This is a genomic window from Variovorax paradoxus (assembly GCF_030815975.1).
In the GTDB taxonomy this organism is placed as follows: domain Bacteria; phylum Pseudomonadota; class Gammaproteobacteria; order Burkholderiales; family Burkholderiaceae_C; genus Variovorax; species Variovorax paradoxus_N.
This window is the reverse complement of record NZ_JAUSXL010000002.1, coordinates 2374517-2398980: the sequence shown is the minus strand read 5'-3', so window position 1 is coordinate 2398980 and position 24464 is coordinate 2374517. Positions and strand designations below refer to the sequence as shown.

The following is a 24464-nucleotide window of genomic DNA, read 5'->3' as shown; positions in this document are numbered from 1 at the left end:
CGCTCGGGCGCTTTACCCCTTCCCGCCCCAGAATTCGGGCCGCCCGTACTGCGCCTTGAGGAAATCGAGCCACAGCCGCACCCGCAGCGGCAGGTGCTTGGTGCCCGCGAAGACCGCGTAGATGCCGTTGGGCGGCGCGGCGAATTCGTCGAGCAGCGGCACCAGCAGGCCGGCATCGATCTCGGCCTCCACTTCCCAGGTGCTGCGCCACGCGATGCCATGGCCGGCCAGGCACCAGTCGTGCAGCACCTGGCCGTCGGAACAATCGAGCGGGCCCTCGGGGCGCAGGTAGATCAGCTCCTCGCCGCCGTCCTCGCCGGCAGCCGTCAAGGTGCGCTCCTGGCCCTGCCCCTGGGCGGTGCGCGGAACACGGAACGCCCAGCCGCGCGTCTGCGAGGCATCGCTCGACAGCGTGAGGCAGGCAAAGCGCGACAGCTCGACCGGATGGCGCGGCATGCCATGGCGGCGCACGAACTCCGGCGTGGCGACGCAGCGTCGGCGGTTGTCGGCCAGCCGCACGCTCACCAAAGACGAGTCGGGCATGTCGCCCACGCGCACCGCGCAATCGAAGCTCTCGCCGCGCACATCGACCACCCGGTCGCTCAGGTTCAGCGAGATCGTGACCTCGGGATGCAGCGCATGGAAGCGCGGCACCAGCGGCGCCACGTGGCGGCGGCCGAAGCCGGCCGGCGCGGTGACGCGCAGGTGGCCGCTGGCCTTGACGCCGCCCGCGCTCACGCTCGCTTCGGCATTGGCGAATTCGGTCAGCAGGCGCTGGCAGTCCTCGAGAAAGGCGCTGCCTTCGTGCGTGAGCGTGATGCGCCGCGTGGTGCGCACCAGCAGCTTGACGCCCAGCCTCGCTTCGAGCGCATCGAGCCGCCGCCCCATGATGGCGGGTGCGACACCCTCGGCCTTGGCCGCGGCTGTGAGACCGCCGCGGGTCGCCACCGAGACGAAGGATTCGAGTTGCTTCAGGCGGTCCATGGCGCCCGAACTATATATCCCGGGTTTCGCCCGGGTTCAGCGGCCGACGCCGGCCTGGCGCGACTCGAAGGCGGCGATCTCTTCTTCGCTGTAGCCCACTTCCCTCAGCAGCTCGCCGGTGTGCTCGCCGATGCGTGGCGGCTGCAGCCGGATGCCGGGCCTTGCGCCGTCGAGCGTGAAGGGCATCAGCGGCACCTTGGCCATGTGGCCGTCGTTCATGCGAACCGGCGCAAGGCCGCCGGTGGCGTTGAGGTGCGGATCGTCGAACAGCGCCTGCGGCTTGGTGATGGGCGCGAAGGGCAGCTCGTTCTGCTCGAACACCGCGCTGAGTTCGGCAGCGCTGTAGCCGGCCAGGTGCGAGCGCAGGATCGGCATCATCCAGTCGCGCGCGAGCACGCGGTCGTTGTTGGTCGCGAGACGCGGATCGGCCAGCATTTCTTCCAGGCCGAAGGCCTTGCAGAAGATGGCCCACTGCTTGTCGCTCACGGCGGCAAGGAAGATCTGCTCGCCGTCCTTCACGGTGAACACGTCGTACACGGCCCAGGCCGAGATGCGGCTGGGCATCGGGTCGGCCGCCTTGCCGGTGGCGGCGAACTGCATCATGTGCTGCGCGACCAGGAACACGTTGTTCTCGAACAGCGCGGACTGCACCTCGCAGCCCTTGCCGGTGAGCTCGCGCTGGCGCAGCGCGGCCATTGCGCCGATGGCGCCGAACATGCCGCCCATGATGTCGTTCACGCTGGTGCCCGCGCGCAGCGGGTCGCCGGCGCGGCCGGTCATGTAGGCCAGGCCGCCCATCATCTGCACCACTTCGTCGAGCGCGGTGCGATGGTCGTAGGGGCCGGGCAGAAAGCCCTTGTGGCTCACGTAGATGAGGCGCGGGTTGAGCGGCTTCAGGCTGTCGTAGTCGAGCCCCAGCTTCTTCATGGTGCCGGGCTTGAAGTTCTCGCTCACGATGTCGGCCGTGGCGACCAGGCGCAGCGCGGCTTCCACGCCTTCGGGCGTCTTGAGGTCGAGCGCGATGCTCTTCTTGTTGCGGTTGAAGGTCGGAAAGAACCCCGAGCCCGAGCCGAGCAGGCGGCGCGTGCTGTCGCCCTCGATGGGCTCGACCTTGATGACCTCGGCGCCGAGGTCGGCCAGCAGCAGGCCGCAGGTCGGGCCCATCACCATGTGGGTGAATTCGACGACGCGGACGCCCGCGTACGGCAGGGGTTGGGATTCAGGCATGTGCGGTGGTTTCCTGTTGGACGAAGCCCTTGGGCAGGCCGGCCTCGGGCGTCATGCCGTAGACCGGTTCGCCGGGCAGGCCGGCCATGAGCGGCGCGCGCGCCGCGATGAGTTTTTGAATGTCGATGCCGGTGCGAACGCCCATGGCCTCGAACATGAAGACGAGGTCTTCGGTGACCGCATTGCCCGAGGCACCGGGCGCATAGGGGCAGCCGCCAAGGCCGCCGAGCGAGGCGTCGAAGGTGCGCACGCCCTCGTCCCAGGCGGCCAGGCAGTTCGCAATGCCGAGGCCGCGCGTGTTGTGCATGTGGGCGGCGCCGGCATGCTCGCCAAGTTCGGCGCGCAGGCGCCGAAAGAGCCGGCGCACCTGCGCGGGATTGGCGTAGCCGACGGTGTCCGACAGGCCCGCTTCTTCGGCGCCGGCCTCGATGCACTGCGCCGCGAGGCGGATCACGTCGTCTTCCGGCACCAGGCCCTGCAGCGTGCAGCCGAAGGCGGTGGAGATGCCGGCCTCGAGCCTCACGTGCGGCGCGATCGCGCGACGCAGCTCGGAGATGGCGCGCACCTCCTCGACCATTTCGGTCGGCGTCTTGCGCACATTGGCGAGCGAGTGCGCCACGCTGGCCGAAACCGGCATCGTGAGCTTGTGCACGCCCGCTTCGAGTGCCGCCTGTGCGCCCTTGCGGTTGGGCACCAGCGCCATCACGACGAGGCCCGGCAGCGTGATGGCATGGCGCACCACCTCGGCGGCATCGGCCATCTGCGGCAGCAGCCTGGCGGGCACGAAGGACGCGACCTCGATCTCGCGCACGCCGGCCGCGTGGAGCGCGTCGATCCAGCGCAGCTTGTAGTCCGTGGGCATGGTGGCCTTGACCGATTGCAGGCCGTCGCGCGGGCCGACCTCGCTGATGAGGACGTCGGGGGGTGTCATCGGTTTCGTCTCCTTGAAGCGGTCGTGGCATCGATCGCTTGACAATTCTATCTTGCAGAACTAAATTCCGTTAAACAGAATTAAACCGCCGAACGACTTTCACTGTCAAGTCCGCCCATGCCCCGCAAAGCCCAGACCGAATCGGTTTCAGACCTCAATGCCGCGCCCGGCGGCGCCGCCGCGGTCGACCGCGCGCTGAGCCTGCTCTCGGCCTTCCGGCCCGGCGACGAGGCACTGTCGCTCGCGCAGTTTGCCGAGCGCACGCAGCTGTACAAGAGCACCGTGCTGCGGCTTCTGGCCTCGCTCGAACATGCGCGGCTGATCCGCCGGCAAGACGACGGGCGCTATGCACTGGGCGCGGAGATCGCGCGGCTGCACGGCCTCTATGCGGCGTCGCTGTCGCTCGACCGCATCGTGCTGCCGGTGCTGCGCGCGCTCGCCGCAACGACGGGCGAGAGTGCGGCGTATCACGTGCGGCAGGACCAAGGCGACAGCTGGGTGCGGCTGTGCCAGTTCCGCGTCGATTCGTCGCATGTGGTGCGCGACCACGTGCGCGCGGGCGACCTGCTGCCCAACGACCGCGGTGCGGGCGCGCGCGTGCTGATCGCCTTCGGCCCCGAAGCCGGGCGCCCGCGCGGCGCCAAGGAGCGCAAGCTGTACGACACCATCCGCGCCCAGGGCTACTGCGCACTGGTGGGCGACCGCACGGCCGAGCTGGCCGGCATTTCGGCGCCGGTGTTCCATGCCGACGGCAGCCTGGCCGCGGCGGTCACGCTGACGATGCCGGCGCACCGCTACGACGCGCGCCACATCGAGCCGGTGCGCGCGGCGGCCCGGGAGCTCAGCGGAACTCGCTGACAAAAAGGAGAAGAAAACGCAAGCCCTCCCGCGATTACCTTCATTTTTGTCACTGATAAATCCCGATCCTGGTTATTACTGATCAGCAAAGTATCGAATAAAGTCCAAGCCATGGATCAACCCGGCGCAGTGCTCTTCGATGCCTACGGCACGCTGTTCGACGTCTACAGCGTCGGGCAGACGGCCGAGCGGCTGTTCGCGGGCCACGGGCAGGCGCTGGCCGCGGGCTGGCGCGACAAGCAGATCGAATACACGCGCCTCGTCACCACCAGCAACCACGGCGCGCACTACCGCCCCTTCGGCGAACTCACGCGCGCCGCACTGCGCTACACCTGCAAGCGGCTGGGCCTCGGCCTCACGGAAGCCGCCGAGCAGCAGCTGATGGACCAGTACCGCACGCTCACGGCCTTTCCCGAATGCCGCGAAGTGCTGCAGGCACTCAAGGCACGCGGCGTGGCCACCGGCATCCTCTCGAACGGCGACCCCGGCATGCTCGACGCCGCCGTGCGCAGCGCCGGGCTCGACGGCCTGCTCGACCATGTGCTGAGCGTCGACGGCATCCGCAAGTACAAGACGCATCCCGATGCGTACCAGCTCGGCGTGACCGCCACCGGCCTGCCGCCCGAGCGCATCGCCTTCGTCAGCTGCAATGCCTGGGACGCGCTCGGCGCCACCTGGTTCGGCTTTCGCACGCTCTGGGTCAACCGCTACCAGCTCCCGTTCGAAGAACTCGGCACGCAGCCCGAACGCATCGGCAGCAGCCTGCGCGACGTGCTCGGGTTCTTCTGACAGACACCGCTCCTCATTTCATTCAGCATTGCACCGTTCTCAAGGAGAGAAAAACATGACCGCCCGCACCACCACCCACGGCCTCCAGGTTGCGACCGAGCTTCACCGTTTCATCGAAGACAAGGTCCTGCCTGCCAGCGGCGTGGCCAGCGAGGTTTTCTGGAAGGGCTTCGACGCCATCGTCCACGACCTCGCGCCGAAGAACATCGCGCTGCTGGCCGAACGCGACCGCCTGCAGATTGAGCTCGACGCCTGGCACAAGAAGAACCCCGGCCCCATCACCGCAGGTGATCCGTCGAATCCTTCCGATATGACCGCCTACCGCGCCTTCCTCGAGAAGATCGGCTACCTGCTGCCGCAGCCCAAGGGCGTGAAGGCCACCACCGCGAACGTCGATGCCGAGCTCGCGCTGCAGGCCGGGCCGCAGCTGGTGGTGCCCATCCTCAACGCCCGCTATGCGCTCAACGCGGCCAATGCGCGCTGGGGTTCGCTGTACGACGCGCTCTACGGCACCGACGCCATTCCCGAAACCGATGGCGCTGAAAAGGGCAAGGGCTACAACCCCGTGCGCGGCGCCAAGGTGATCGAATACGCGCGCAGCGTGCTCGACCAGGCCGTGCCACTCGACAACGGTTCGCACAAGATGGCGACCGGCTACAGCGTGAAGGACGGGCAGCTGCACATCGCACTGCAAAGCAGCAGCACCACCTTGCGGGATCCCGCCGCCTTCGTCGGCTACCAGGGCGATGCGGCCGCGCCGTCGTCGGTGCTGCTCAAGCACAACGGCATCCACCTCGACATCCGCATCGACCGCAGCACGCCCATCGGCAAGGGCGACGCGGCCGGCGTGAGCGACCTGGTGCTCGAAGCCGCGCTCTCGACCATCCTCGACCTCGAAGACTCGGTGGCCGTGGTCGATGCGGCCGACAAGGTCATCGCGTACTCGAACTGGCTCGGCATCGTGCAGGGCACGCTCACCGAGGAAGTCGCCAAGGGCGGCAAGACCTTCACGCGCGGCCTGAACCCCGACCGCGAGTACAGCGGCGCCAACGGCCAGCCCCTGAAGCTGCACGGCCGCTCGCTGATGTTCCTGCGCAACGTGGGCCACCTGATGACCAACCCGGCCGTGCTGTACGCGGGCGGCAAGGAAATCCCCGAGGGCATCCTCGACGCCGTGGTCACTACCACCATCGCGATGATCGACTTGAAGCGCAAGGGCAACTCGCGCACCGGCAGCATCTACATCGTCAAGCCCAAGATGCACGGCCCGGCCGAAGTGGCCTTTGCCAGCGAGCTGTTCGGCCGCGTCGAGCAGCTGCTCGGCCTCCCGGCCAACACCGTGAAGCTCGGCATCATGGACGAGGAGCGCCGCACCAGCGTGAACCTCAAGGCCTGCATCGCCGAGGCCGCCGCTCGCGTGGCCTTCATCAACACCGGTTTTCTCGACCGCACCGGCGACGAGATGCACTCCGCCATGCGGGGCGGCCCGATGATCCGCAAGGGCGACATGAAGTCGAGCGCGTGGATCGGCGCCTACGAGAAGAACAACGTGCTGGTCGGCCTCTCGTGCGGCCTGCGCGGCAAGGCACAGATCGGCAAGGGCATGTGGGCCATGCCCGACCTGATGGCCGCGATGCTCGAGCAGAAGATCGCGCACCCCAAGGCCGGCGCCAACACCGCCTGGGTGCCCTCGCCCACCGCCGCCACGCTGCACGCGCTGCACTACCACCAGGTGAGCGTCACGGCCGTGCAGCAGGAGCTCGAGAAGATCGACGCGGACGCGGAACGCGACAACATCCTGAACGCGCTGCTGCAGGTGCCCATCGCGCCTGCCGCCAACTGGACCGAGGCAGAGAAGCAGCAGGAGATCGACAACAACGTGCAGGGCATCCTCGGCTACGTGGTGCGCTGGATCGACCAGGGCGTGGGCTGCTCCAAGGTGCCCGACATCCACAACGTGGGCCTGATGGAAGACCGCGCCACGCTGCGCATCTCGAGCCAGCACATCGCCAACTGGCTGCTGCACGGCGTGGTGAGCAAGGCGCAGGTTGACGAGACCTTCGAGCGCATGGCCAAGGTGGTCGACGAGCAGAACGCCGGCGACCCGGTGTACCAGCCGATGGCCGGCCACTTCGACACCTCGGCCGCGTACAAGGCGGCGCAGGACCTGGTGTTCAAGGGCATCGAGCAGCCGAGCGGCTACACCGAGCCGCTACTGCATGCATGGCGGTTGAAGGTGAAGGGCGAAGCCTGATCGCGCCTGCGCATCGGCTTGAGAACGACGGCGCCCGAGGCGCCGTTTTTCTTTTGCATGCCGTTAGGATCCGTGCTGCCTCCGTCTCCAGCGCTGCGCCTCTTCCATGACCCTCTCCCCTGCTTCGACACGTTCGGCCACATCGATGCTGATCGTGCTGGCCTCCGCTTTCGCGCTGAGCCAGGCCTTTCGCACGGTCGGCGCAATGATGGCCACGCCCCTCGCACAACATTTCGGCCTCACGGCCCAGGCGCTGGGTCTGTGGGCCGGCACCTTCCATTTCATGTTCGGCGCGACGCAGCTCGCGATGGGTGTGTCGATCGACATCTACGGCGTGCGGCGCACGGTGCTCACGGCCTTTCCGCTTGCCATTGCGGGCGCGGTGCTGTGCGCAGCGGCGCCCAGCTTCCATGCGCTGCTGCTCGGGCAGGCCATGATCGGCGTCGGCTGCGCGCCGGCCTTTCTCGCCTGCACCGTGTTCATTGCACGGCACTTCGAGGCCGCGCGCTTCACTGCCATGTCGGGCCTCGTGATGAGCATGGCGGGACTCGGCATCCTGTTTACCGGCACGCCGCTCGCGCTGCTGATCGAAGCCGCGAGCTGGCGCGCGGGCTACGCCTGCCTCGCGGGCTTCGCGGTGCTGTCGTGGGGCTTCGTGTTCTGGCGCGTGCACGAACCGCCGCGCGCCGCGTCGCACGAACGCCAGACGCTCGCCAAGGCCGTGCGCGAACTGCTGCCGCTCTTTGCCATGCGGCACACGCTGGGCCTGCTGTGCTTTGCCTGCGTGTCGTATGCCGCGTTCATCACCCTGCGCGGCCTTTGGCTCGGCCCCGTGCTGCACGACCGGCATGGGCTGTCGCTGGTGAGCAGCGGCAATGTGGCGCTGGTGATGACCATCGCCGGCATGATCAGCCCCGCCATGTTCGGCCGCCTCGACCCGGGCGCGGCGCGCGGCGCGGCCGCTGGCTCATGGGCTGCGCGTTCGCGGCCGCGGTGATGTTCGCGTTCATGGCGCTCACGCATTCGCTCGCCCTCGACATCGGCCTGCCGATCCTCTACGGCCTGCTCTCGGGCTACTCGGTGCTGCAGTATTCGTACACGCGCGCCGCCTATCCGGCGGCCATGACGGGGCGCGCGCTGTCGCTGCTCAACATGGCGATGTTCCTCGGCGTGTCGCTGATGCAGTGGACCACGGGTGTGGCCGCCTCGTGGGCCACGTCGAACGGCGTGGAGCCGTTCCGCGCGGTGTTCCTCACGATCACGGGCATGCTGGCGGTGGGCACCCTGGCGTTCCTGTTGCTGCCGCGTGCACACGAAGGCACGAGCCTCGCATCCGCGCGGCCCTGACCATGTCCTCGCGCATCGTCAGCCCTCCCGTCCCAGACTACGCGCGGCCTTCTGCCATGCGAACTTCTGCGCACGCCGCTCCGCGCGGTGCGTGCGCAGATGGCGCCCCGCCTTCTGGTTCGTTCCTTGCCGCTCACCGGCGTGCGCGGCGGGCCTGTCAGGTCCGCTGCGCCGCCTCGGCTTCGTCGCGCAGCCATTGCGCGAATTCCAGCGCGTCGCGGTTACCCGCGGCGCGCCGCGAGGTCTCGATGAAGTAGCCGCGATGCGATGCCGCGCCCTCGCCGAGCGGCGCGACCAGCCGGCCGTCCCGCACCAGCTCGCGCAGCAGCGGCAGCCGGCCGATCACCACGCCCTGCCCCGCCACCGCGGCGGCCACCGCATCGGCGTACTGGGTGAAGCGCAGCGTGCTCTTCATGCGCAGGTCGTCGAGCCCCATCACCTTGAGCCAGGGTTCCCAGTCGGCGGTGGGAGCTTCGCTGTGGTCCGGGTATTCCACTGTCAGCAGCGTGAGGTTCGCGAAGTCCGAGGGCGCGCGCAGCGAGGCGGCAAGCTGCGGCGAACACAGCGGGATCACCGACTCTTCGAACAGCGCCGGGCCAACGCCGCGGCCGATCGGCGCAAAGCGCACCGCCAGGTCGAGGCGGCTGCTCTCCAGGTCGAGCACGTCGAGGGTGGCCGACACGCGCACGTCGACCTGCGGATGGGTGACGGTGAAGCGCGCCAGTTTCGGAATGAGCCACAGCGACGCGAAGCCCGGCGTGGTGGTGATCGCCACCTGGCGCGGCGCGGAACTTGCGCGCACCCGCGCGGTGGCGTCGCGCAGGCGCTCGAGGCTGTCGGTCACGGCCCGCTGCATCACCCCGCCCGCCTCGGTGAGCGCCAGTGCGCGGTGGCGGCGCTCGAACAGCAGCACGCCCAGGCCGGCTTCGAGTTGCTGGATCTGCCGGCTCACGGCCGACTGGGTCAGGTGCAGTTCGGCGGCCGCCAGCGTGAAGCTCAGCCGGCGCGCCGCCGCCTCGAAGCTGCGCAGCAGCTCGAGCGGGGGAAGCGGGTCCGTGGGGGCCTTCGCATTCTCTGGATGCATGCAACGAGTTCCAAATGACCGCGTGTAAGGGGGAGATCAACTCACTATATTCATTCGTATCACGAATGCAATGGAGCTTGCCATGAGCACCCCGAACCCTTCTTCCTGCTTTCACGTCAGCCTGCCGGTCCGTTCCATCTTTGCCGTGCCCGATGGCGCGGGCGTGGGCATCGAATGCCGCAGCGGCTCGGTCTGGGTGACGCTCGACCGCGACCCGCGCGACATCGTGCTCGCGCCGGGCGAGCGTTTCGAAGGCAGCGAGCACCGGCGCGTGCTGGTCTCGGCGCTGGAAGCGTCGTGCATCACGGTGTCGGATGCGCAGCCCGCGGCCATGCCGCTGCCCGCGCCGGCGCGCCGCCGGTCGCCTTGGCGACTGCTGCCGCCCGGGTTGTCCCCGGCTTGACCTGAGCGCGCCGGGCATCGAACCTCGATGCATGGACCTCCCAAGCAACGAACGCCGCCGCCGTGACGGGCGGCTTTTTTGCGTCGGGTGCCCGGTTCACGCTGTTTTCTTTTCAAGAGGGACATGACCATGGCAGAGGCATACATCGTGGCCGCCGCACGCACGGCCGGCGGACGGCGCGGCGGCAAGCTCGCAGGCTGGCATCCGGCCGACCTGGCGGCGCAGGTGATCGACGCATTGGTGGCAAGGAGCGGCATCGACCCAGCCGCGGTGGAGGACGTGATCCTCGGCTGCGTGAGCCAGGTGGGCGAGCAGGCCACCAACGTCGCGCGCAATGCCGTGCTGGCGTCGAAGCTGCCCGAGTCGGTGCCGGGCACTTCGGTCGACCGGCAGTGCGGCTCGTCGCAGCAGGCGCTGCATTTCGCAGCGCAGGCCGTGATGTCGGGCGCCATGGACGCGGTGATTGCGGGCGGCGTCGAAAGCATGACGCGCGTGCCGATGTTCACGCCCAATGCGCTGCCGGCCAAGGCAGGCCTGGGCGGCTACATGAGCCCGGCCATGAAGAGGCGCTACCCGGGCGTGGAGTTCAGCCAGTTCGCGGGCGCCGAGATGATCGCGAAGAACTACGGCATCGACAAGGACGCGCTGGACCGCTATGCGCTCGAAAGCCACCGGCGCGCCATGGCCGCGAGCCGCACGGGCGCGTTCGACGACGAGATCGTGCCCATCGAGATCCTGCAGGCCGACGGCAGCGGCACGGGCGAGCTGCACACGGTGGACGAAGGCATCCGCTTCGATGCCACGCTCGAAGGCATCGCGGGCGTCAAGCTGATTGCCGAGGGCGGACGCTGCACCGCGGCCACCGCGAGCCAGATCTGCGATGGCGCGAGCGGCGTGCTGGTGGTGAACGAACGCGGCCTCAAGGCCCTGGGCGTGAAGCCGCTCGCGCGCATCCACCACATGAGCGTGATGGGGCACGACCCGGTCATCATGCTGGAGGCGCCGCTGCCCGCCACGCTGCGTGCGTTGAAGAAAGCCGGCATGCGCATCCAGGACATCGACCTCTATGAAGTGAACGAAGCCTTCGCACCCGTGCCCATCGCGTGGCTGGAGGCGCTGGACGCCGACCCCGCGCGGCTCAACGTGAACGGCGGCGCGATTGCGCTCGGCCATCCGCTGGGCGCCTCGGGCACCAAGCTCATGGCCACGCTGGTCCACGCACTCGGCCGGCGCGGCAAGCGCTACGGCCTGCAGACGATGTGCGAAGGCGGAGGCATGGCCAACGTCACCATCGTGGAAAGGCTCTGATGGCTTCGCAGCAGCCTTGCGTGCTCTACGAGCTGGCCGACGGCATCGCCACGCTCACGCTGAACCTGCCGGCCAAGCTCAACCCGATTGCGCGCGAACTGCAGATCGAACTGCGCGACATGCTGGAGCGCATCCGGGACGACCGCGCGGTGCGCGCCGTGATCCTGACCGGCGCCGGCAAGGCCTTTTGCGTGGGCGCGGACCTCAGCGCCATGGCACCCGGCGAAGAAGGCAAGTCGCTCGGCGACCAGACGGCCGAATGGATGCAGTCGCTCAGCAACCCGCTGATCGAGACGCTGCGTACGCTGCCCGTGCCGGTGGTTGCCGCGGTCAACGGGGCCGCGGCCGGAGCCGGCGTGGGCCTGGCGCTGGCGGCCGACGTGACGATTGCGGCGCGCAGCGCGTATTTCTACCTGCCCTTTCTGCCCAAGCTCGGCATCGTGCCGGATCTGGGCTGCACCTGGGCCATTCCGCGCCGCGCCGGCAAGGCGCGCGCCATGGGCATGGCGCTGCTCGACGAGCGCCTGAGTGCCGCTCGCGCGGTGCAGTGGGGCCTGATCTGGGCCTGCGCCGATGACGAGCAGCTGCTCGACGAAGCACGCGCGATTGCGCAGCGGCTCGCCCGCCTGCCGGCGCATGCGGTGGTCGAGGCACGCGAAGCCTTCGAGGCCGCCGAGCGCCACACGCTGGCCGAACAGCTGCACTACGAAAGCGAGCGCCAGCGCGAACTGATCGACCGCCCCACGTTCCGCGAAGGCGTGAGCGCCTTCCTGCAGAAACGCCCTCCAACCTTCCCCGGGCGCTGAGGCCATGATCGAACGCACGCTTTTCAGCGCCGACCACGAGGCCTTCCGCGACAGCTTCCGCCGCTTCATGGACAAGGAGATCGCGCCCTTCCACGAGGCCTGGGAAGACCAGGGCTACGTGGACCGCGCCGTGTGGACCAAGGCCGGCGAAAACAGCTTTCTCTGCATGGCGCTGCCCGAGGCCTACGGCGGCGCGGGCGCCGACCTGCTCTATTCGGTGATCCAGTTCGAGGAGCTCTGGGCACGCGGTTTCACGGGCATCGGCTTCGGTCTGCACAGCGAGATCGTCGCGCCCTACATCCTGCGCTACGGCACCGAGGCGCAGAAGCAGCGCTACCTGCCCAAGCTCGCGAGCGGCGAGATGGTCGGCGCCATCGCGATGAGCGAGCCCGGCGCGGGCAGCGACCTGCAGGCGGTCAAGACCAGTGCGCTGCAGCAGACCGACGGCAGCTACCTGCTCAACGGCAGCAAGACCTTCATCACCAACGGCTGGCATGCCGACCTGGTGATCGTGGTGACCAAGACCGATCCGGCCGCGGGCGCCAAAGGCACCAGCCTGTTCCTGATCGAACGGGGCATGCCGGGCTTCGAGAAGGGCAAGCGGCTCAAGAAGCTGGGGCTGAAGGCGCAGGACACCTCCGAACTGTTCTTCAACGACGTGCGGCTGCCGGCCGATGCATTGCTCGGCGATGCCGCGCAGCTGAACCGCGGCTTCGCCTGCCTGATGGAGCAGCTGCCGTGGGAGCGGCTGCAGATCGCGATCAGCGCGGTGGCCGCATCGCAGGCCGCCATCGACCAGACCGTGGCCTACGTGAAGGAACGCAAGGTGTTCGGCCAGCCCGTTTCCCCCTACCAGAACACGCGCTACCAGCTCGCCGAGCTGCAGACCGAGGTTCAGGTGGCGCAGGTGTTCGTCGACAAGTGCATCGAGCTGCTGATGGCCGAAAAGCTCGATACCGCCACGGCCAGCATGGCCAAGTACTGGACCACCGACCTGCAGTGCAAGGTGATGGATGCCTGCGTGCAGCTGCACGGCGGCTACGGCTACATGTGGGAATACCCCATCACGCGCGCGTATGCCGACGCGCGGGTGCAGCGCATCTATGGCGGCACGAACGAGATCATGAAGGAAGTGATCACGCGCGCGATGGGCCTCGGCGGGCGCTGAAACAGGGCCACTGGCGCCCGACTTGAGCCTGCGGGAGAATGGCCGCATGCCCATCCTCAACGCCTTCTACGCCCAGTCGGGCGGCGTCACCTCGGTCATCAATGCGTCGGCCTGCGGCGTGATCGAGACGGCACGAAAACACCCGGACCGCATCGGCAAGCTCTACGCCGGGCGCAACGGCATCATCGGCGCGCTGACCGAGGAACTCATCGACACCGGCGCCGAGCCGGCCGAGGCCATTGCGGCGCTGCGCAGCACGCCCTCGGGCGCCTTCGGCTCGTGCCGCTACAAGCTCAAGTCGCTCGAGAAGAACCGGCGCGAGTATGAGCGCCTCATCGAGGTGTTCAAGGCGCACGGCATCGGCTATTTCTTCTACAACGGCGGCGGCGATTCGGCCGACACCTGCTTCAAGGTGAGCCAGCTGTCGCAGTCGCTCGGCTATCCGCTGCAGGCGATCCACGTGCCCAAGACCATCGACAACGACCTGCCGCTGACCGACTGCTGCCCCGGCTTCGGCTCGGTGGCCAAGTACGTGGCGGTGTCCACATTGGAGGCTTCGTTCGACGTGCGCTCGATGGCGGCCACCTCCACCAAGGTGTTCGTGCTCGAGGTGATGGGGCGCCATGCGGGCTGGATCGCGGCGGCCGGCGGGCTGGTGGCCGACCACGGCATTCCGGTGGTGGTGCTGTTCCCCGAGATCGAGTTCGACAAGGCGCGTTTTCTCGCGCGCGTCGACGAGCTGGTGAAGCAGCACGGCTACTGCTCGGTGGTAGTGTCCGAGGGCTGCCACTATCCCGACGGCAGCTTCCTGGCCGAGCAGGGCACGCGCGACGCGTTCGGCCATGCGCAGCTCGGCGGCGCGGCGCCCGTGGTGGCGCAGATGGTCAAGGATGCGCTGGGCCACAAGTTCCACTGGGCCGTGGCCGACTACCTGCAGCGCGCGGCCCGGCACATTGCCTCGGCCACCGATGTGAAGCAGGCCTACGAGCTGGGGCAGCGCGCGGTCGAGCTTGCGCTCGAAGGCCGCAACGCGGTGATGCCGACCATCGAGCGCAGCTCCGATGCGCCCTACATCTACACCATCGGCAGTGCGCCGCTCGATGCGGTGGCAAACGTCGAAAAGCCCATGCCGCGCGACTTCATCTCGGACGACGGCTGGGGCATCACCGACAAGTGCAGGCGCTACCTGCTGCCGCTGATCGAGGGCGAGGACTATCCGGCCTATCGCAACGGCCTGCCGGTGTACGCCACGTTGCGGAACGTGGCCGTGCCGAAGAAGCTGCCGGCCTTCGAGCTCGCCTGATGACCACGGCAGCCATCCTCGACGCGATCGACGCCACACGCTGCCCGCTGTGCGGCGAAGGGAACCGCTGCGCGATGGAAACCGCGCGCGAAACCGGCCAGCCGCAGCCGCCCTGCTGGTGCATGGCGGCCGACTTCGGCAAGGCGCCGTTCGCGGCCCTGCCCCAGGCATCGCGCGGCAAGGCCTGCATGTGCGCCCGCTGCGCCGCGGGAACGCCTGCCGCGCCTCGTCAGGACTGAATCGCGCTCTGCTGCTGGCTTTGGGCCTGCTGCATCTGCGTTGGCGCCGTGACGGAAGCCGGCGCAGGTGCGCAAGCCCTGGAAACCGGCGGCAGCGGCACGCCGGGCGACGCCGCCGCCGATACCGTGCTGTCGCGCTGCTGCGTGATCACGCAATGGATGAACTGCAGCTTGCCGACGGCCACGCGCGGCAGCACGAAGGGGTAGTAGTCGGGCTGCCCCATGCTGCGCGACAGCTCGTTGAGCACGTTGGTGAGCAGCACCCAGCCGTTGAGAAAGTCCAGGAACTTGGCGGCGCCGGGGTGCCCGGGCTGCCACAGGTCTTCCGTGGTGAACAGGTCGCTCGCGAGCTCGACGTTGGTGGCGTCCACCCCAAAGCTCATGGCCGTGTCGGCGGTGTCGGCCATGTGCAGGTAGTGGGCCCAGGTTTCGGCCCAGTCTTCCCAGGGATGCATGCTTGCGTAGCTGCTCACGAAGCGGTTGGCCCAGTCGGGCGGCGGGCCCTGTTCGTAGTGCCGCTGCAGCGCCGCGGCGTAGTCGGCGCGCTCGTCGCCGAAGAGCGCACGGAACTCGTCGATCCACGGCGTGGGCTGCACCAGCAGGTCCCAGTAATAGTGGCCGACCTCGTGGCGGAAATGCCCGAGCAGCGTTCGGTAGGGCTCGCGCATTTCGGCCCGGATGCGCTCGCGCACTGCATCCTCGGCCTCTTCGGCGTTGAGGGTGATCACGCCCTGTTCATGCCCGGTCATCACATGCGGGCCGCCCGGCATGTTGCCGAGAAAGTCGAAAGCCAGCCCGTGCACCGGATCGGCATGGCGGCTGACCACCGGCAGCCCGAGCGCGAGCAGCTGCGAGATGAGCCGGCGCTTCGCATGCTCGAGCTTGCGCCAGAGTTCGCCATTGCTCTCCACCGACAGATCAGGAATGGTGCGGGTGACGCTGCAGGCCAGGCAATAGCCGGGCGCGAGGCCGTCGGTGTTGAACGACGGGTCGTCGCCCTCGCGCGGGGCCGGCACCATCCAGTTGCAGCTGGCGGCAGTCATGAGGTTGGCGCAGCGGCGGTAGGTCCGGCCGTCGGGGTTGCCGAACACGGTGAAGAGCTGTTCGGGCTCGGCGCCGCCTTCGGCCTCTTCCAGCGCCTGTGGGGCCTTGTCTTCCGTCTTTTCGGCCTTGTCGGGCTCGACGGGTGCCAGCGGCACGACGCCCAGGCGCTCGATCACATAGCCCAGCGGCGTGCGGCAGGCCAGGCACTGGCTGTTGCGCAGGAACACCGGCCGGCCGCACTGGCAGCGGTAGGCGCGGCTGACCGTCGGCGCCGCGAGTTCGGAGGCAAGGTGGGAGGGCGCGCCCGGCTCGGGAGCGCCGGCTGGGTCGGGTGGCGTATTCATTTCGTTGTTCTGGAAAGGCAGCGCGGCACAGCGGTGCATTGTGGGACGCGCAGGCGCCGGCCCCGCCGAGCAAAGCCCGATATGCTTGTAGGACGACGGGCCCGCATCGAAAAAAAGCCGGGGCCACCGCCCATGACCACCACTCCCACGCCAGAAACCGCCTCGCCGGCCCCGCCCTCCATCGGCACCCTGCGCGAACGCTACGGCCCGCGCTACCGCTGGTACCTGCTGCTTTCGGTGATGGTGGGCGTGATGGCATCGATCATGTCCTCGACCATCGTCAACGTCGCGATCCCGGGCATGAGCCACCATTTCTCGCTGGGCCAGGAGCGCGCACAGTGGGTGAGCTCGGGCTTCATGGTGGCCATGACGGTCTCGATGCTGACCACGCCGTGGTTGCTGTCGCGCTACGGCTACCGGCGCACCTACGTGGGCACCATGGTGCTGCTGCTCGCGGGCGGCATTGCGGGCGGGCTGGCCAACAACTTCTCGCTGGTGCTGCTGGCGCGCGTGGCCGAAGGGCTGGCGGCGGGGGTGGTGCAGCCGATTCCGGCCATCATCATCCTGCGCGCCTTCGAGCCGCACGAGCAGGGGCGGGCCAGCGGCATCTTCGGCATGGGCGTGGTGCTGGCGCCGGCCATCGGCCCGAGCATCGGCGGCGTGCTGGTCGACCTGTTCGGCTGGCGCTCGATCTTCTTCATGGTGGTGCCGTTCTGCCTGGCCTCGCTCTGGCTGGCCTACAGGTTCGTGCCCACCACGGCGCCCGGCGGCGTGGCGGCCACGCGCGGCAGCGGGCTCGACTGGCGCGGCCTCGCACTGGGCACCGTGGGCACGCTCAGCCTGCTGAACGGGCTGGTCGAGCTGCGCGGCGATTCGCCGGTGCAGGCCGGCCTGCTGCTGGCGGCCGCGCTGCTGGCCTTTGCCGCCTTCGTGTGGTGGCAGCGCCGCTATGCGGCGGGCGGCGGCGAACCGCTGATGAACCTGGGATTGTTCCAGTACCGCCAGTTCGCCATGGGCAGCGTGGTCGCCTTCATCTACGGCACGGCGCTGTTCGGCTCCACTTACCTGCTGCCGGTGTACATGCAGGTCGGGCTGCAGTTGTCTGCATCGCACGTGGGCACCATCCTGCTGCCCGCCGGCATCGTGCTGGCCCTGACCATTGCGGGCGTGGGCCGGCTGGCCGACCGGCAGCCGACGTGGATGCTGGTGAGCATCGGGCTGGTGCTGCTGGCGGCTTCCTTTGCGCTGATGGTGGTGCTCCGGCTCGACAGCGCGCTCTGGCTGCTGGTGGCGTTCGCGATCATCGGGCGCATCGGACTCGGCTTCATCCTGCCCTCGCTCAACCTCGGATCGATGCGGCCGCTGGCCAAGCCGCTGATTCCGCAGGGCGCCAGCGCCATCAACTTCCTGCGCATGCTGGGCGGCGCGGCCGGCGTGAGCCTGTGCGCCATCATGCTCGAGTGGCGCCTGGCGGCGCACGGCGATTCGCTGGCCAATGCCGCGAGCAGCCCGGCGCGGCTGGCGGCCTTCGACGAAGTGTTCCTGATGCTGGCCGGGCTGTGCGCGCTGGCCATCTGCGCGGCCTGGCAGCTTCGGCAGCCAGCAAAATAAGGGTAAGCACTTAGTAATACTTTAGCACCCATCGTTTCTAATTGTTAGCATTTGTTAGCTAATGATGGGATGGGTTTCATGCAACGCAGAAGTTTTGTCGCCGGAACGGCGGTTTTCGCAGCGGGCCTGGCCCATCTCTCCTCCGCGCAAGCCGCCGAGGCCGGGGTGAGCGACAGCGAGATCGTGCTCGGCAGCTCGGCCGTGCTGAGCGGCCCGCTCGGCTCGCAGATCAAGGTCGTGCACAACGGCGCCGGCCTGGCCTTCGATGCCATCAATGAACAGGGCGGCGTGGGCGGCCGCAAGATCAAGCTGGTGGCGCTGGACGACGAGCTCAAGCCCGAGAAGGCGCTCGAGAACTACGGCAAGCTGCTGAGCGACCACCGCGTGTTCGCATTCTTCGGCTGCGTGGGCTCGGGCACCACGTCCGCTGCGGCCAAGCTGCTGCAGCAAAGCGGCGCGCCCAGCGTCGGCGGCTACGGCGTGGGCGACAGCGCGCGCGAACGCGTGGCGGGCTCGGCCTACTTCGTGCGCGCCAGCAATGCGCGCGAGGCGCAGGCGCTGGTCGAGCACCTGGCCACCATCGGCGTGAACAAGATCGCGATCGCCCACCTGGACAACCCCGGCGGCGTCGAGGCGGTGAAGCTGATCGAGGCGGCCATGGCCACCCGCAAGCTGGCGCCGAGCGCGGTGGTCGCGGTGAAGGGGGACGGCTCGACCTCCGCCGCCGCCGGCAAGACACTCGCCGACAGCCAGCCCCAGGCCGTTCTGATGTACCTGGCCGGCACCGTGACCGGCGAGGTGATCAAGGCCATGTACGCCGCCGGCAGCAAGCCGATGTTCTATGGCATGTCGGTGGTCTCGGGCGAAGTCACGGCCAGGGTGGTTCCGCTGCAGGCGGGCGGGCTGGCCATCTCGCAGGTCACGCCCTACCCCTGGGGCGAGGTGGAAGTCGTCACGCGCGACTATCGCCGGCTGGCCGATCGCGCGCAGGTGCCGGTGGGCTACGGCAGCTTCGAGGGCTACCTGAACGCGCTGGTGATGATCGAGGCGATCAAGCGCACCGGGCGCGACCTGACGCGCGCGCGCCTGCACGCGACGCTGCGCGCACTCAAGCTGCGCCTGGCCGGCATGGACATCGATTTCTCGACCGGCAGCACCACCGGCTCGCAGTTCATCGAAATGGTGCGCGTGACGCCCGAAGGCCGCTTCGTGCGCTGAACGGGCGGCCAGGTTCGCCGGGCGGTTGGCGCACGCGCTCTAATAGCGCCATGTGCCAACTGCTTGGAATGAACTGCAACACGCCCACGGACGTGGCCTTCAGCTTTACCGGCTTCGCGCAGCGCGGCGGCCGCACCGACCATCATGCCGACGGCTGGGGCATTGCGTTCTTCGAGGACCGCGGGCTGCGCCACTTCGTGGACCACATGCCCGCGAGCGAATCGCCGGTGGCCGAGCTGATCCGGCGCTACCCGATCCAGAGCCGCAACGTCATTGCCCACATCCGCAAGGCGACCCAGGGCGCCGTCAACCTGCAGAACTGCCACCCCTTCGTGCGCGAGCTCTGGGGCCGCTACTGGGTGTTCGCCCACAACGGCGACCTGAAAGACTTTCGGCCGCGCCTGCACGGCAACTTCCACCCGGTGGGCAGCACCGACAGCGAGCACGCCTTCTGCTGGATCATGCAGGAGCTGGCCAAGTCGCATGCGGGCGTGCCGAGCATCGAGGAGCTCACGCTCACGCTGCGCGAACTGGCGCCGCAGCTCGCGGGCCACGGCACCTTCAACTTCATGCTGTCGAACGGGCAGGCGCTCTGGGCCCATGCCTCGACCCACCTCTGGTACGTGGAGCGGCGCCATCCCTTCGTGACCGCGCAGCTGTCGGACGAAGACCTGGAGATCGACTTCGCTCAGCACACCACGCCGAACGACCGCGTGGCGGTGGTCGTGACCGCGCCGCTCACCACCAACGAAAGCTGGACGGCTTTCGCGCCTGGCGAATTGCGCGTGTTCGTGGACGGCGAGCTGGCGGCGTTCTGAAGCTGGCCCCGCCTCAGGCGCCGGCCAGGTGCGCTTCCAGCGCGTCGATGAACATCGCCGGCACGTCGAAGCCGGTCTGTTCGGTGATCTCCTGGAAGCAGGTCGGGCTGGTCACGTTGATCTCGGTCACGGAGTCGCCGATCACGTCGAGCCCGATCAGGAGCAGGCCGCGCGGCGCGAGGGCGCGGCCAATGGCCTCGGCGATCTCGCGGTTGCGCGCGGTGAGCGGCTGCGCCACGCCCTTGCCGCCGGCCGCAAGGTTGCCGCGCACTTCGGAGCCCTGCGGAATGCGCGCCAGCACGAACGGCGCCGGCTCGCCCGCGATGATCAGAATGCGCTTGTCGCCCTGCACGATGTCAGGCACGAAGCGCTGCACCATGATGGTCTCGGCGCCGTTCTTGTTGAGCGTCTCGACGATGGAGCCGAGGTTCAGCGCATCCTGCCTCACGCGGAAGATGCCCATGCCGCCCATGCCGTCGAGCGGCTTGAGGATGATGTCGCCGTGCTCGGCATGGAAGTCGCGCACGGCCTGCGCGCTGCGCGTGACCAGCGTGGGCGTGGTGAACTGCGGAAACTCCATGATCGCGAGCTTCTCGGGATGGTCGCGCAGCGCGCGCGGCTTGTTCACCACGCGCGCGCCTTCGCGCTCGGCCTGCTCGAGCAGGTGGGTGGCGTAGATGTACTCGGCGTCGAAGGGCGGGTCCTTGCGCATGAGCACCGCGTCGAATTCCTTCAGCGCCTTCGATTCGCGGATGTCCTCGCGGTACCAGGCCTTGCTGTCTCCGGTGAGCGTGATCTGCTGCACGTTGGCCGTGACCAGGCCGCCCGACACCCACTGCAGGTCTTCCGGCAGGCAGGCCGCGATGCGGTGGCCGCGGCGCTGGGCCTCGCGCATCATCGAGAAGGTGGTGTCCTTGTAGATCTTGAAGTGATCGAGCGGGTCGGCGACGAAGAGGATGTTTTTCATCTGGGAGTCTTTCCGGCGCCGGGTGTGGCCGCCATGTTGCTGCTGTCTGGCGCGATGTTGCCGGAAGCGGCGATGTCCTTGCCGGCGGAGGCCTTTGTGCGCCCGGCCTGCTGCACCGCAGGTGCGAGCGCACCCGCCGCCACGCCCCCGAAGGCAGAGCGGCTCAGAAGATCCTTGAAGAAGCGCATCCCGGCAATTGTGCCGGGGACGCGCGGCTGCGAAGGTCATCGCGTTGGCGATCGGCACGAGAATTGCGGCAGCACCGTCGTGCTTCCCGCCACGCACCGCATGGCCTGCATGCTGGAGAGAGAGAACCCATGAATACGCTTGCTTCGTCCGACGCGCCCGCATTGCCGAACCCTTCCACGCCCGCCGAAGTGGTCGACGAATTCCTTCGCCTGGTGATGATCCCCGACCCGCAATCGGCGTCGCGCTTCACCGCGCCCGACATCCGCATCCGCTTCACCGGCAACCGCGCAATGCAGGCGCCCGGCGACACCTCGGCCTTCAATGCGAAGCGCTATGCCTGGGTGAAGAAGAAGATCGAGCGCACCGAGGTCGTTGCCGGCGGCACGCCCGATGAAACCGTGGTCTACAGCCTTGGCACGCTGTACGGCGCATGGCCCGACGGCACGGCCTTCGAGGGCAACCGCTATGTCGACCGCTACGTGGTGCGCCGCGGGCTCATCGCGCAGATGGACGTGTGGAACGACAGCGCCGAATGGCTGCTGGTGCGCGCCGGGCTCGCGGTGCTGTGAGGCAGGGCCCATGACGCAACGCTGGCCCGGACGGCTTCCCACCCACGGCCGCTTCGACTACAGCCCCATCACGCGGCGGCCCGACTACGCGTGGCCGAACGGCGCACGGCTGGCCGTGTACCTCGGCTTCAACATCGAGCATTTCGCATTCGGCGACGGCCTGGGCGCAGGCATCGCCCCGGCCTCGCCGCAGCCCGACGTGCTGAACCACGGCTGGCGCGAATACGGCAACCGGGTGGGTGCCTGGCGCTGCCTCGAACTGTTCGATGCGCTGGCGCTGCCGGCCGGCGCGCTCATCAATACAGCGCTCTACGACCATTGCCCGGAACTGGTGCAAGCCTGCGTGGCGCGCGGCGACGAGCTGATCGGCCACGGCCACAGCAATGCGGAGCGCCAGGGCGCATGGGACGAAGCGCAGGAGCGCGAATTGCTGTCGCGCTGCCGCGAGCGCATGCAGCGGGAAAGCGGCCGGGCGCCCGCCGGATGGTTGTCGCCGTGGATCTCGGAAAGCGCGGTCACGCCCGACCTGCTGGCCGAGACCGGCTATGGCTACACGCTCAACTGGTGCCACGACGACCAGCCGGTGCGCATGCGCACGCGCGGCGGCGGCTCGATCTGGTCGGTGCCGTATCCGCAGGAGCTCAACGACATTCCGATGATCGTGGGCCGCCTGATGGACGCCAGGGACTTCAGCGCGATGGTGGTCGACAACTTCGACGAGATGCTCGACCAGTCGCGCGCGCAGCCGCTGGTGATGGGCCTCGCGCTGCATCCCTACATTGTTGGGCAGCCTTATCGGCTGCGCCACCTGCGCACCGCGCTGGCGCACCTGGCGCGGGCCCGCGACCGTGGCGAGATCTGGTTCACCACGCCAGGCGCGATCGCCTCGCACATGCAGCGACTCGCCGCCGATCGCCCTGCGGACTTCGCATGAGCAGCGCCGCGGGAACCCTCAGAAGGCGTGAAGGAACCGTCGAGATCGGAGCGCGCAGCAGGTTCATTCACGTCTTCTCAGATCTCGATCTTGGAGCCCAGCTCCACCACCGCGTTGTTCGGCAGCCCCAGGAACGCCGCAGCCCCGCTCGCGTTGTGGTGCATCTGCGCGAACAGCTTCTCGCGCCATGGCGCCATGCCGCTGCCCAGCGTGGGAATGACGACGTCGCGCGAGAGGAAGTAGCTCGTCGTCATGGGCTCGAGCTGGCAGCCGCGCAGGCGCGCGTTGTCGAGCGCGCGCGGCAGATCGATGTCGTTCTTGAAGCCGTAGTGCACGATGACCTGCCAGCAATGGTGGCCGAGCGCCTCGATCTCGATGCGCTTGTCCATCGGTATCCAGGGCACTTCGTGGTTGCGCACCGTCACGAACAGGTTCTGCTCGTGCAGCACCTTGTTGTGCTTCAGGTTGTGCAGCAGCGCGTTGGGCACCACGCCGGGTTCGGCGGTGAGGAACACCGCAGTGCCGTCCACGCGCGCGGGCGGGCTTTCGAACACCGAATCGAGAAAGGCCTTGAGCTCGATCGCGTCGGCGCGCTGCACCTCGCCCATCAGGCGGCGGCCTTCCTTCCAGGTGATCATCAGGGTGAACACGGCGCCGCCGATCACCAGCGGGAACCAGCCGCCCTCGAAAAGCTTGAGCAGGTTCGAAGCGAAGAACAGGAAGTCGACCACGAAGAAGACCGCGGTCGACGCAATGCACAGCACCAGCGGCAACTTCCAGGCGTAGCGGATCACGAAGAAGGTCAGCACCGTGGTGATGAGCATGTCGGTGGTCACCGCGATGCCGTAGGCCGCGGCCAGGCTGCTCGACGAACGGAACATGACCACCGCCAGCACGATGGCCACGAACAGCCCCCAGTTGACCAGCGGAATGTAGATCTGCCCCGCCGCACGCACGCTCGTGTGCTCGATGTTCAGGCGCGGCAGGTAGCCCAGCTGGATGACCTGGCGCGTGACGCTGAAGGCGCCGGTGATGAGCGCCTGCGATGCGATGACCGTGGCCGCCGTGGCCAGCAGCACCAGCGGAACCAGCGCCCATTCGGGCGCCATCATGAAGAAGGGGTTCTTCACGGCCTCGGGGTTCTCGAGCAGCAGCGCGCCCTGGCCGAAATAGTTGAGCGTGAGCGCCGGCATGACAACCGTGAACCAGGCCACGCGGATCGGCCGCTTGCCGAAGTGGCCCAGGTCGGCGTAGAGCGCCTCGGCGCCCGTCACGCACAGCACCGTGGCACCCAGCAGGATGAAGCTGGTGCCCGGGTTCTCCCACATGAACTTCAGCGCGAACCAGGGGTTCAGCGACTTGAGGATTTCGGGGTGGTGAACGATCTGCGACACGCCGAGCACCGCAATCGCCAGGAACCACGCCAGCGTGATGGGTCCGAAGAACTTGCCGATGCCCGCCGTGCCGCGCTTTTGCACCACGAAGAGGCCGAACAGCACCACCAGCGTGACCGGCAGCACATAGTGCTTGAAGTGGGGCGACACCACTTCGAGGCCTTCGACCGCGGACAGCACCGAAATGGCCGGCGTGATGACGCCGTCGCCATAGAAGAGCGAAGTGCCGAAGATGCCCACCAGCAGCAGCACATGGCGCAACCTGGGCTTGTCGGCCACCGCACGCGAAGCCAGCGCCAGCATGGCGACCAGGCCGCCCTCGCCTTCGTTGTCGGCCCGCAGCACCAGCACCACGTACTTGATCGACACGATGACGGTGAGCGTCCAGAAGAACATCGAAAGGATGCCGTAGACGTTGTCGACAGTGAACGGCAGGTGGCCGTGGCCGAACACTTCCTTGACTGCATACAGCACGCTGGTGCCGATGTCGCCATAGACGACACCGATGGTGCCGATGATCAAAGCGGCGGCGGAAGAGGATTTGGGAGGTGACACGAAGTCGATGGGAAAAAGGGAGGATTGCCAGCGCGTAACCAGACGTCACGCGCACCAGAATGCAGCCGCGTTGGAATTTCCAGACGCCGCGCGCATCCCTCCGCCCTTTTGTTTCCTTTG

The 24464-nt window shown here is 68.2% G+C and carries 22 protein-coding genes and 1 pseudogene; 15 read left to right on the top strand and 8 right to left on the bottom strand.

Features of this window, described 5'->3' with window-relative positions:
• Positions 1 to 12: 12 nt before the first annotated feature.
• From QFZ47_RS15000 to QFZ47_RS14990, 3 genes are read right to left on the bottom strand one after another with little or no spacing between them, the layout of a single operon-like run.
• Complete coding sequence (locus tag QFZ47_RS15000) at positions 13 to 984, bottom strand: LysR family transcriptional regulator (protein WP_307656383.1); 972 nt, start codon at positions 982 to 984, stop codon at positions 13 to 15.
• Positions 985 to 1020: 36 nt separating this feature from the next.
• The gene (locus QFZ47_RS14995) at positions 1021 to 2211 is read right to left on the bottom strand and encodes a CaiB/BaiF CoA transferase family protein (RefSeq protein WP_307656382.1); all 1191 of its coding nucleotides are present in this window, start codon (positions 2209 to 2211) and stop codon (positions 1021 to 1023) included.
• A complete protein-coding gene (locus QFZ47_RS14990; protein ID WP_307656381.1) occupies positions 2204 to 3142 on the bottom strand; it encodes a hydroxymethylglutaryl-CoA lyase in 939 nt (312 codons plus the stop codon). Before QFZ47_RS14990 ends, QFZ47_RS14995 begins: the two co-directional genes overlap by 8 nt.
• 117 nt (positions 3143 to 3259) lie before the next feature.
• Between QFZ47_RS14990 and QFZ47_RS14985 the strand changes: the two genes are divergently transcribed.
• The 4 genes and pseudogenes from QFZ47_RS14985 to QFZ47_RS14970 all read left to right on the top strand — a co-directional run bounded on the left by QFZ47_RS14985 (position 3260) and on the right by QFZ47_RS14970 (position 8390).
• A complete protein-coding gene (locus QFZ47_RS14985; RefSeq protein WP_307656380.1) occupies positions 3260 to 4000 on the top strand; it encodes an IclR family transcriptional regulator in 741 nt (246 codons plus the stop codon).
• A 111-nt stretch (positions 4001 to 4111) separates the two neighbouring features.
• Complete coding sequence (locus QFZ47_RS14980) at positions 4112 to 4789, top strand: haloacid dehalogenase type II (RefSeq protein ID WP_307656379.1); 678 nt, start codon at positions 4112 to 4114, stop codon at positions 4787 to 4789.
• Positions 4790 to 4844: 55 nt separating this feature from the next.
• On the top strand, positions 4845 to 7043 hold the full coding sequence (locus tag QFZ47_RS14975) for a malate synthase G (RefSeq protein ID WP_307656378.1): 2199 nt from the start codon (positions 4845 to 4847) through the stop codon (positions 7041 to 7043).
• A gap of 106 nt (positions 7044 to 7149) precedes the next feature.
• Positions 7150 to 8390, top strand: a pseudogene (locus tag QFZ47_RS14970) (MFS transporter).
• 157 nt (positions 8391 to 8547) lie between these two features.
• Here QFZ47_RS14970 and QFZ47_RS14965 read toward each other — a convergent pair.
• Positions 8548 to 9474 (bottom strand): LysR substrate-binding domain-containing protein, encoded by a 927-nt coding sequence (locus QFZ47_RS14965; protein WP_307656377.1) that lies wholly within the window; start codon positions 9472 to 9474, stop codon positions 8548 to 8550.
• An 82-nt stretch (positions 9475 to 9556) separates the two neighbouring features.
• On the opposite strand from QFZ47_RS14965, the gene QFZ47_RS14960 reads away from it, so the two are divergent.
• The 6 genes from QFZ47_RS14960 (at position 9557) to QFZ47_RS14935 (ending at position 14701) form a co-directional block, all read left to right on the top strand.
• Positions 9557 to 9877, top strand: a complete 321-nt coding sequence (locus QFZ47_RS14960; RefSeq protein WP_307656376.1) for a DUF2917 domain-containing protein — start codon at positions 9557 to 9559, stop codon at positions 9875 to 9877.
• A 129-nt stretch (positions 9878 to 10006) separates the two neighbouring features.
• Positions 10007 to 11185, top strand: a complete 1179-nt coding sequence (locus QFZ47_RS14955) for an acetyl-CoA C-acetyltransferase (protein WP_307656375.1) — start codon at positions 10007 to 10009, stop codon at positions 11183 to 11185.
• Complete coding sequence (locus QFZ47_RS14950) at positions 11185 to 11991, top strand: enoyl-CoA hydratase-related protein (RefSeq protein WP_307656374.1); 807 nt, start codon at positions 11185 to 11187, stop codon at positions 11989 to 11991. The genes QFZ47_RS14955 and QFZ47_RS14950 overlap by 1 nt, the downstream gene beginning before the upstream one ends.
• Before the next feature lie 4 nt (positions 11992 to 11995).
• Positions 11996 to 13159, top strand: coding sequence for an acyl-CoA dehydrogenase family protein (locus QFZ47_RS14945; RefSeq protein ID WP_307656373.1), 1164 nt, complete (start codon positions 11996 to 11998; stop codon positions 13157 to 13159).
• A gap of 46 nt (positions 13160 to 13205) precedes the next feature.
• A complete protein-coding gene (locus tag QFZ47_RS14940) occupies positions 13206 to 14462 on the top strand; it encodes a 6-phosphofructokinase (protein ID WP_307656372.1) in 1257 nt (418 codons plus the stop codon).
• A complete protein-coding gene (locus tag QFZ47_RS14935; protein ID WP_307656371.1) occupies positions 14462 to 14701 on the top strand; it encodes a cysteine-rich CWC family protein in 240 nt (79 codons plus the stop codon). Before QFZ47_RS14940 ends, QFZ47_RS14935 begins: the two co-directional genes overlap by 1 nt.
• On the opposite strand, the gene QFZ47_RS14930 is transcribed toward QFZ47_RS14935, so the two are convergent.
• Entirely contained in the window at positions 14692 to 16089 is a 1398-nt protein-coding gene (locus QFZ47_RS14930) for a zinc-binding metallopeptidase family protein (RefSeq protein ID WP_307656370.1), read from the bottom strand. The two genes, QFZ47_RS14935 and QFZ47_RS14930, sit on opposite strands and share 10 nt — an antisense overlap.
• Before the next feature lie 132 nt (positions 16090 to 16221).
• Between QFZ47_RS14930 and QFZ47_RS14925 the strand changes: the two genes are divergently transcribed.
• The 3 genes from QFZ47_RS14925 (at position 16222) to QFZ47_RS14915 (ending at position 19736) form a co-directional block, all read left to right on the top strand.
• Entirely contained in the window at positions 16222 to 17700 is a 1479-nt protein-coding gene (locus QFZ47_RS14925; RefSeq protein ID WP_307656369.1) for a DHA2 family efflux MFS transporter permease subunit, read from the top strand.
• A 78-nt stretch (positions 17701 to 17778) separates the two neighbouring features.
• Positions 17779 to 18918: an ABC transporter substrate-binding protein gene (locus tag QFZ47_RS14920; protein ID WP_307656368.1), complete on the top strand. Its 1140-nt coding sequence runs from the start codon at positions 17779 to 17781 to the stop codon at positions 18916 to 18918.
• Between the two features lie 50 nt (positions 18919 to 18968).
• Entirely contained in the window at positions 18969 to 19736 is a 768-nt protein-coding gene (locus QFZ47_RS14915) for a class II glutamine amidotransferase (protein WP_307656367.1), read from the top strand.
• A 13-nt stretch (positions 19737 to 19749) separates the two neighbouring features.
• Here QFZ47_RS14915 and gshB read toward each other — a convergent pair whose 3' ends face one another.
• A complete protein-coding gene (gene gshB / locus QFZ47_RS14910) occupies positions 19750 to 20703 on the bottom strand; it encodes a glutathione synthase (RefSeq protein WP_307656366.1) in 954 nt (317 codons plus the stop codon).
• Positions 20700 to 20891: a hypothetical protein gene (locus QFZ47_RS14905; protein WP_307656365.1), complete on the bottom strand. Its 192-nt coding sequence runs from the start codon at positions 20889 to 20891 to the stop codon at positions 20700 to 20702. The genes gshB and QFZ47_RS14905 overlap by 4 nt, the downstream gene beginning before the upstream one ends.
• Before the next feature lie 129 nt (positions 20892 to 21020).
• Between QFZ47_RS14905 and QFZ47_RS14900 the strand changes: the two genes are divergently transcribed.
• Complete coding sequence (locus QFZ47_RS14900) at positions 21021 to 21461, top strand: nuclear transport factor 2 family protein (RefSeq protein ID WP_307656364.1); 441 nt, start codon at positions 21021 to 21023, stop codon at positions 21459 to 21461.
• Positions 21462 to 21471: 10 nt separating this feature from the next.
• Entirely contained in the window at positions 21472 to 22395 is a 924-nt protein-coding gene (locus tag QFZ47_RS14895) for a polysaccharide deacetylase family protein (protein ID WP_307656363.1), read from the top strand.
• A 77-nt stretch (positions 22396 to 22472) separates the two neighbouring features.
• Here QFZ47_RS14895 and QFZ47_RS14890 read toward each other — a convergent pair whose 3' ends face one another.
• Entirely contained in the window at positions 22473 to 24344 is a 1872-nt protein-coding gene (locus QFZ47_RS14890; protein ID WP_307656362.1) for a potassium transporter Kup, read from the bottom strand.
• Positions 24345 to 24464 lie beyond the last annotated feature (120 nt).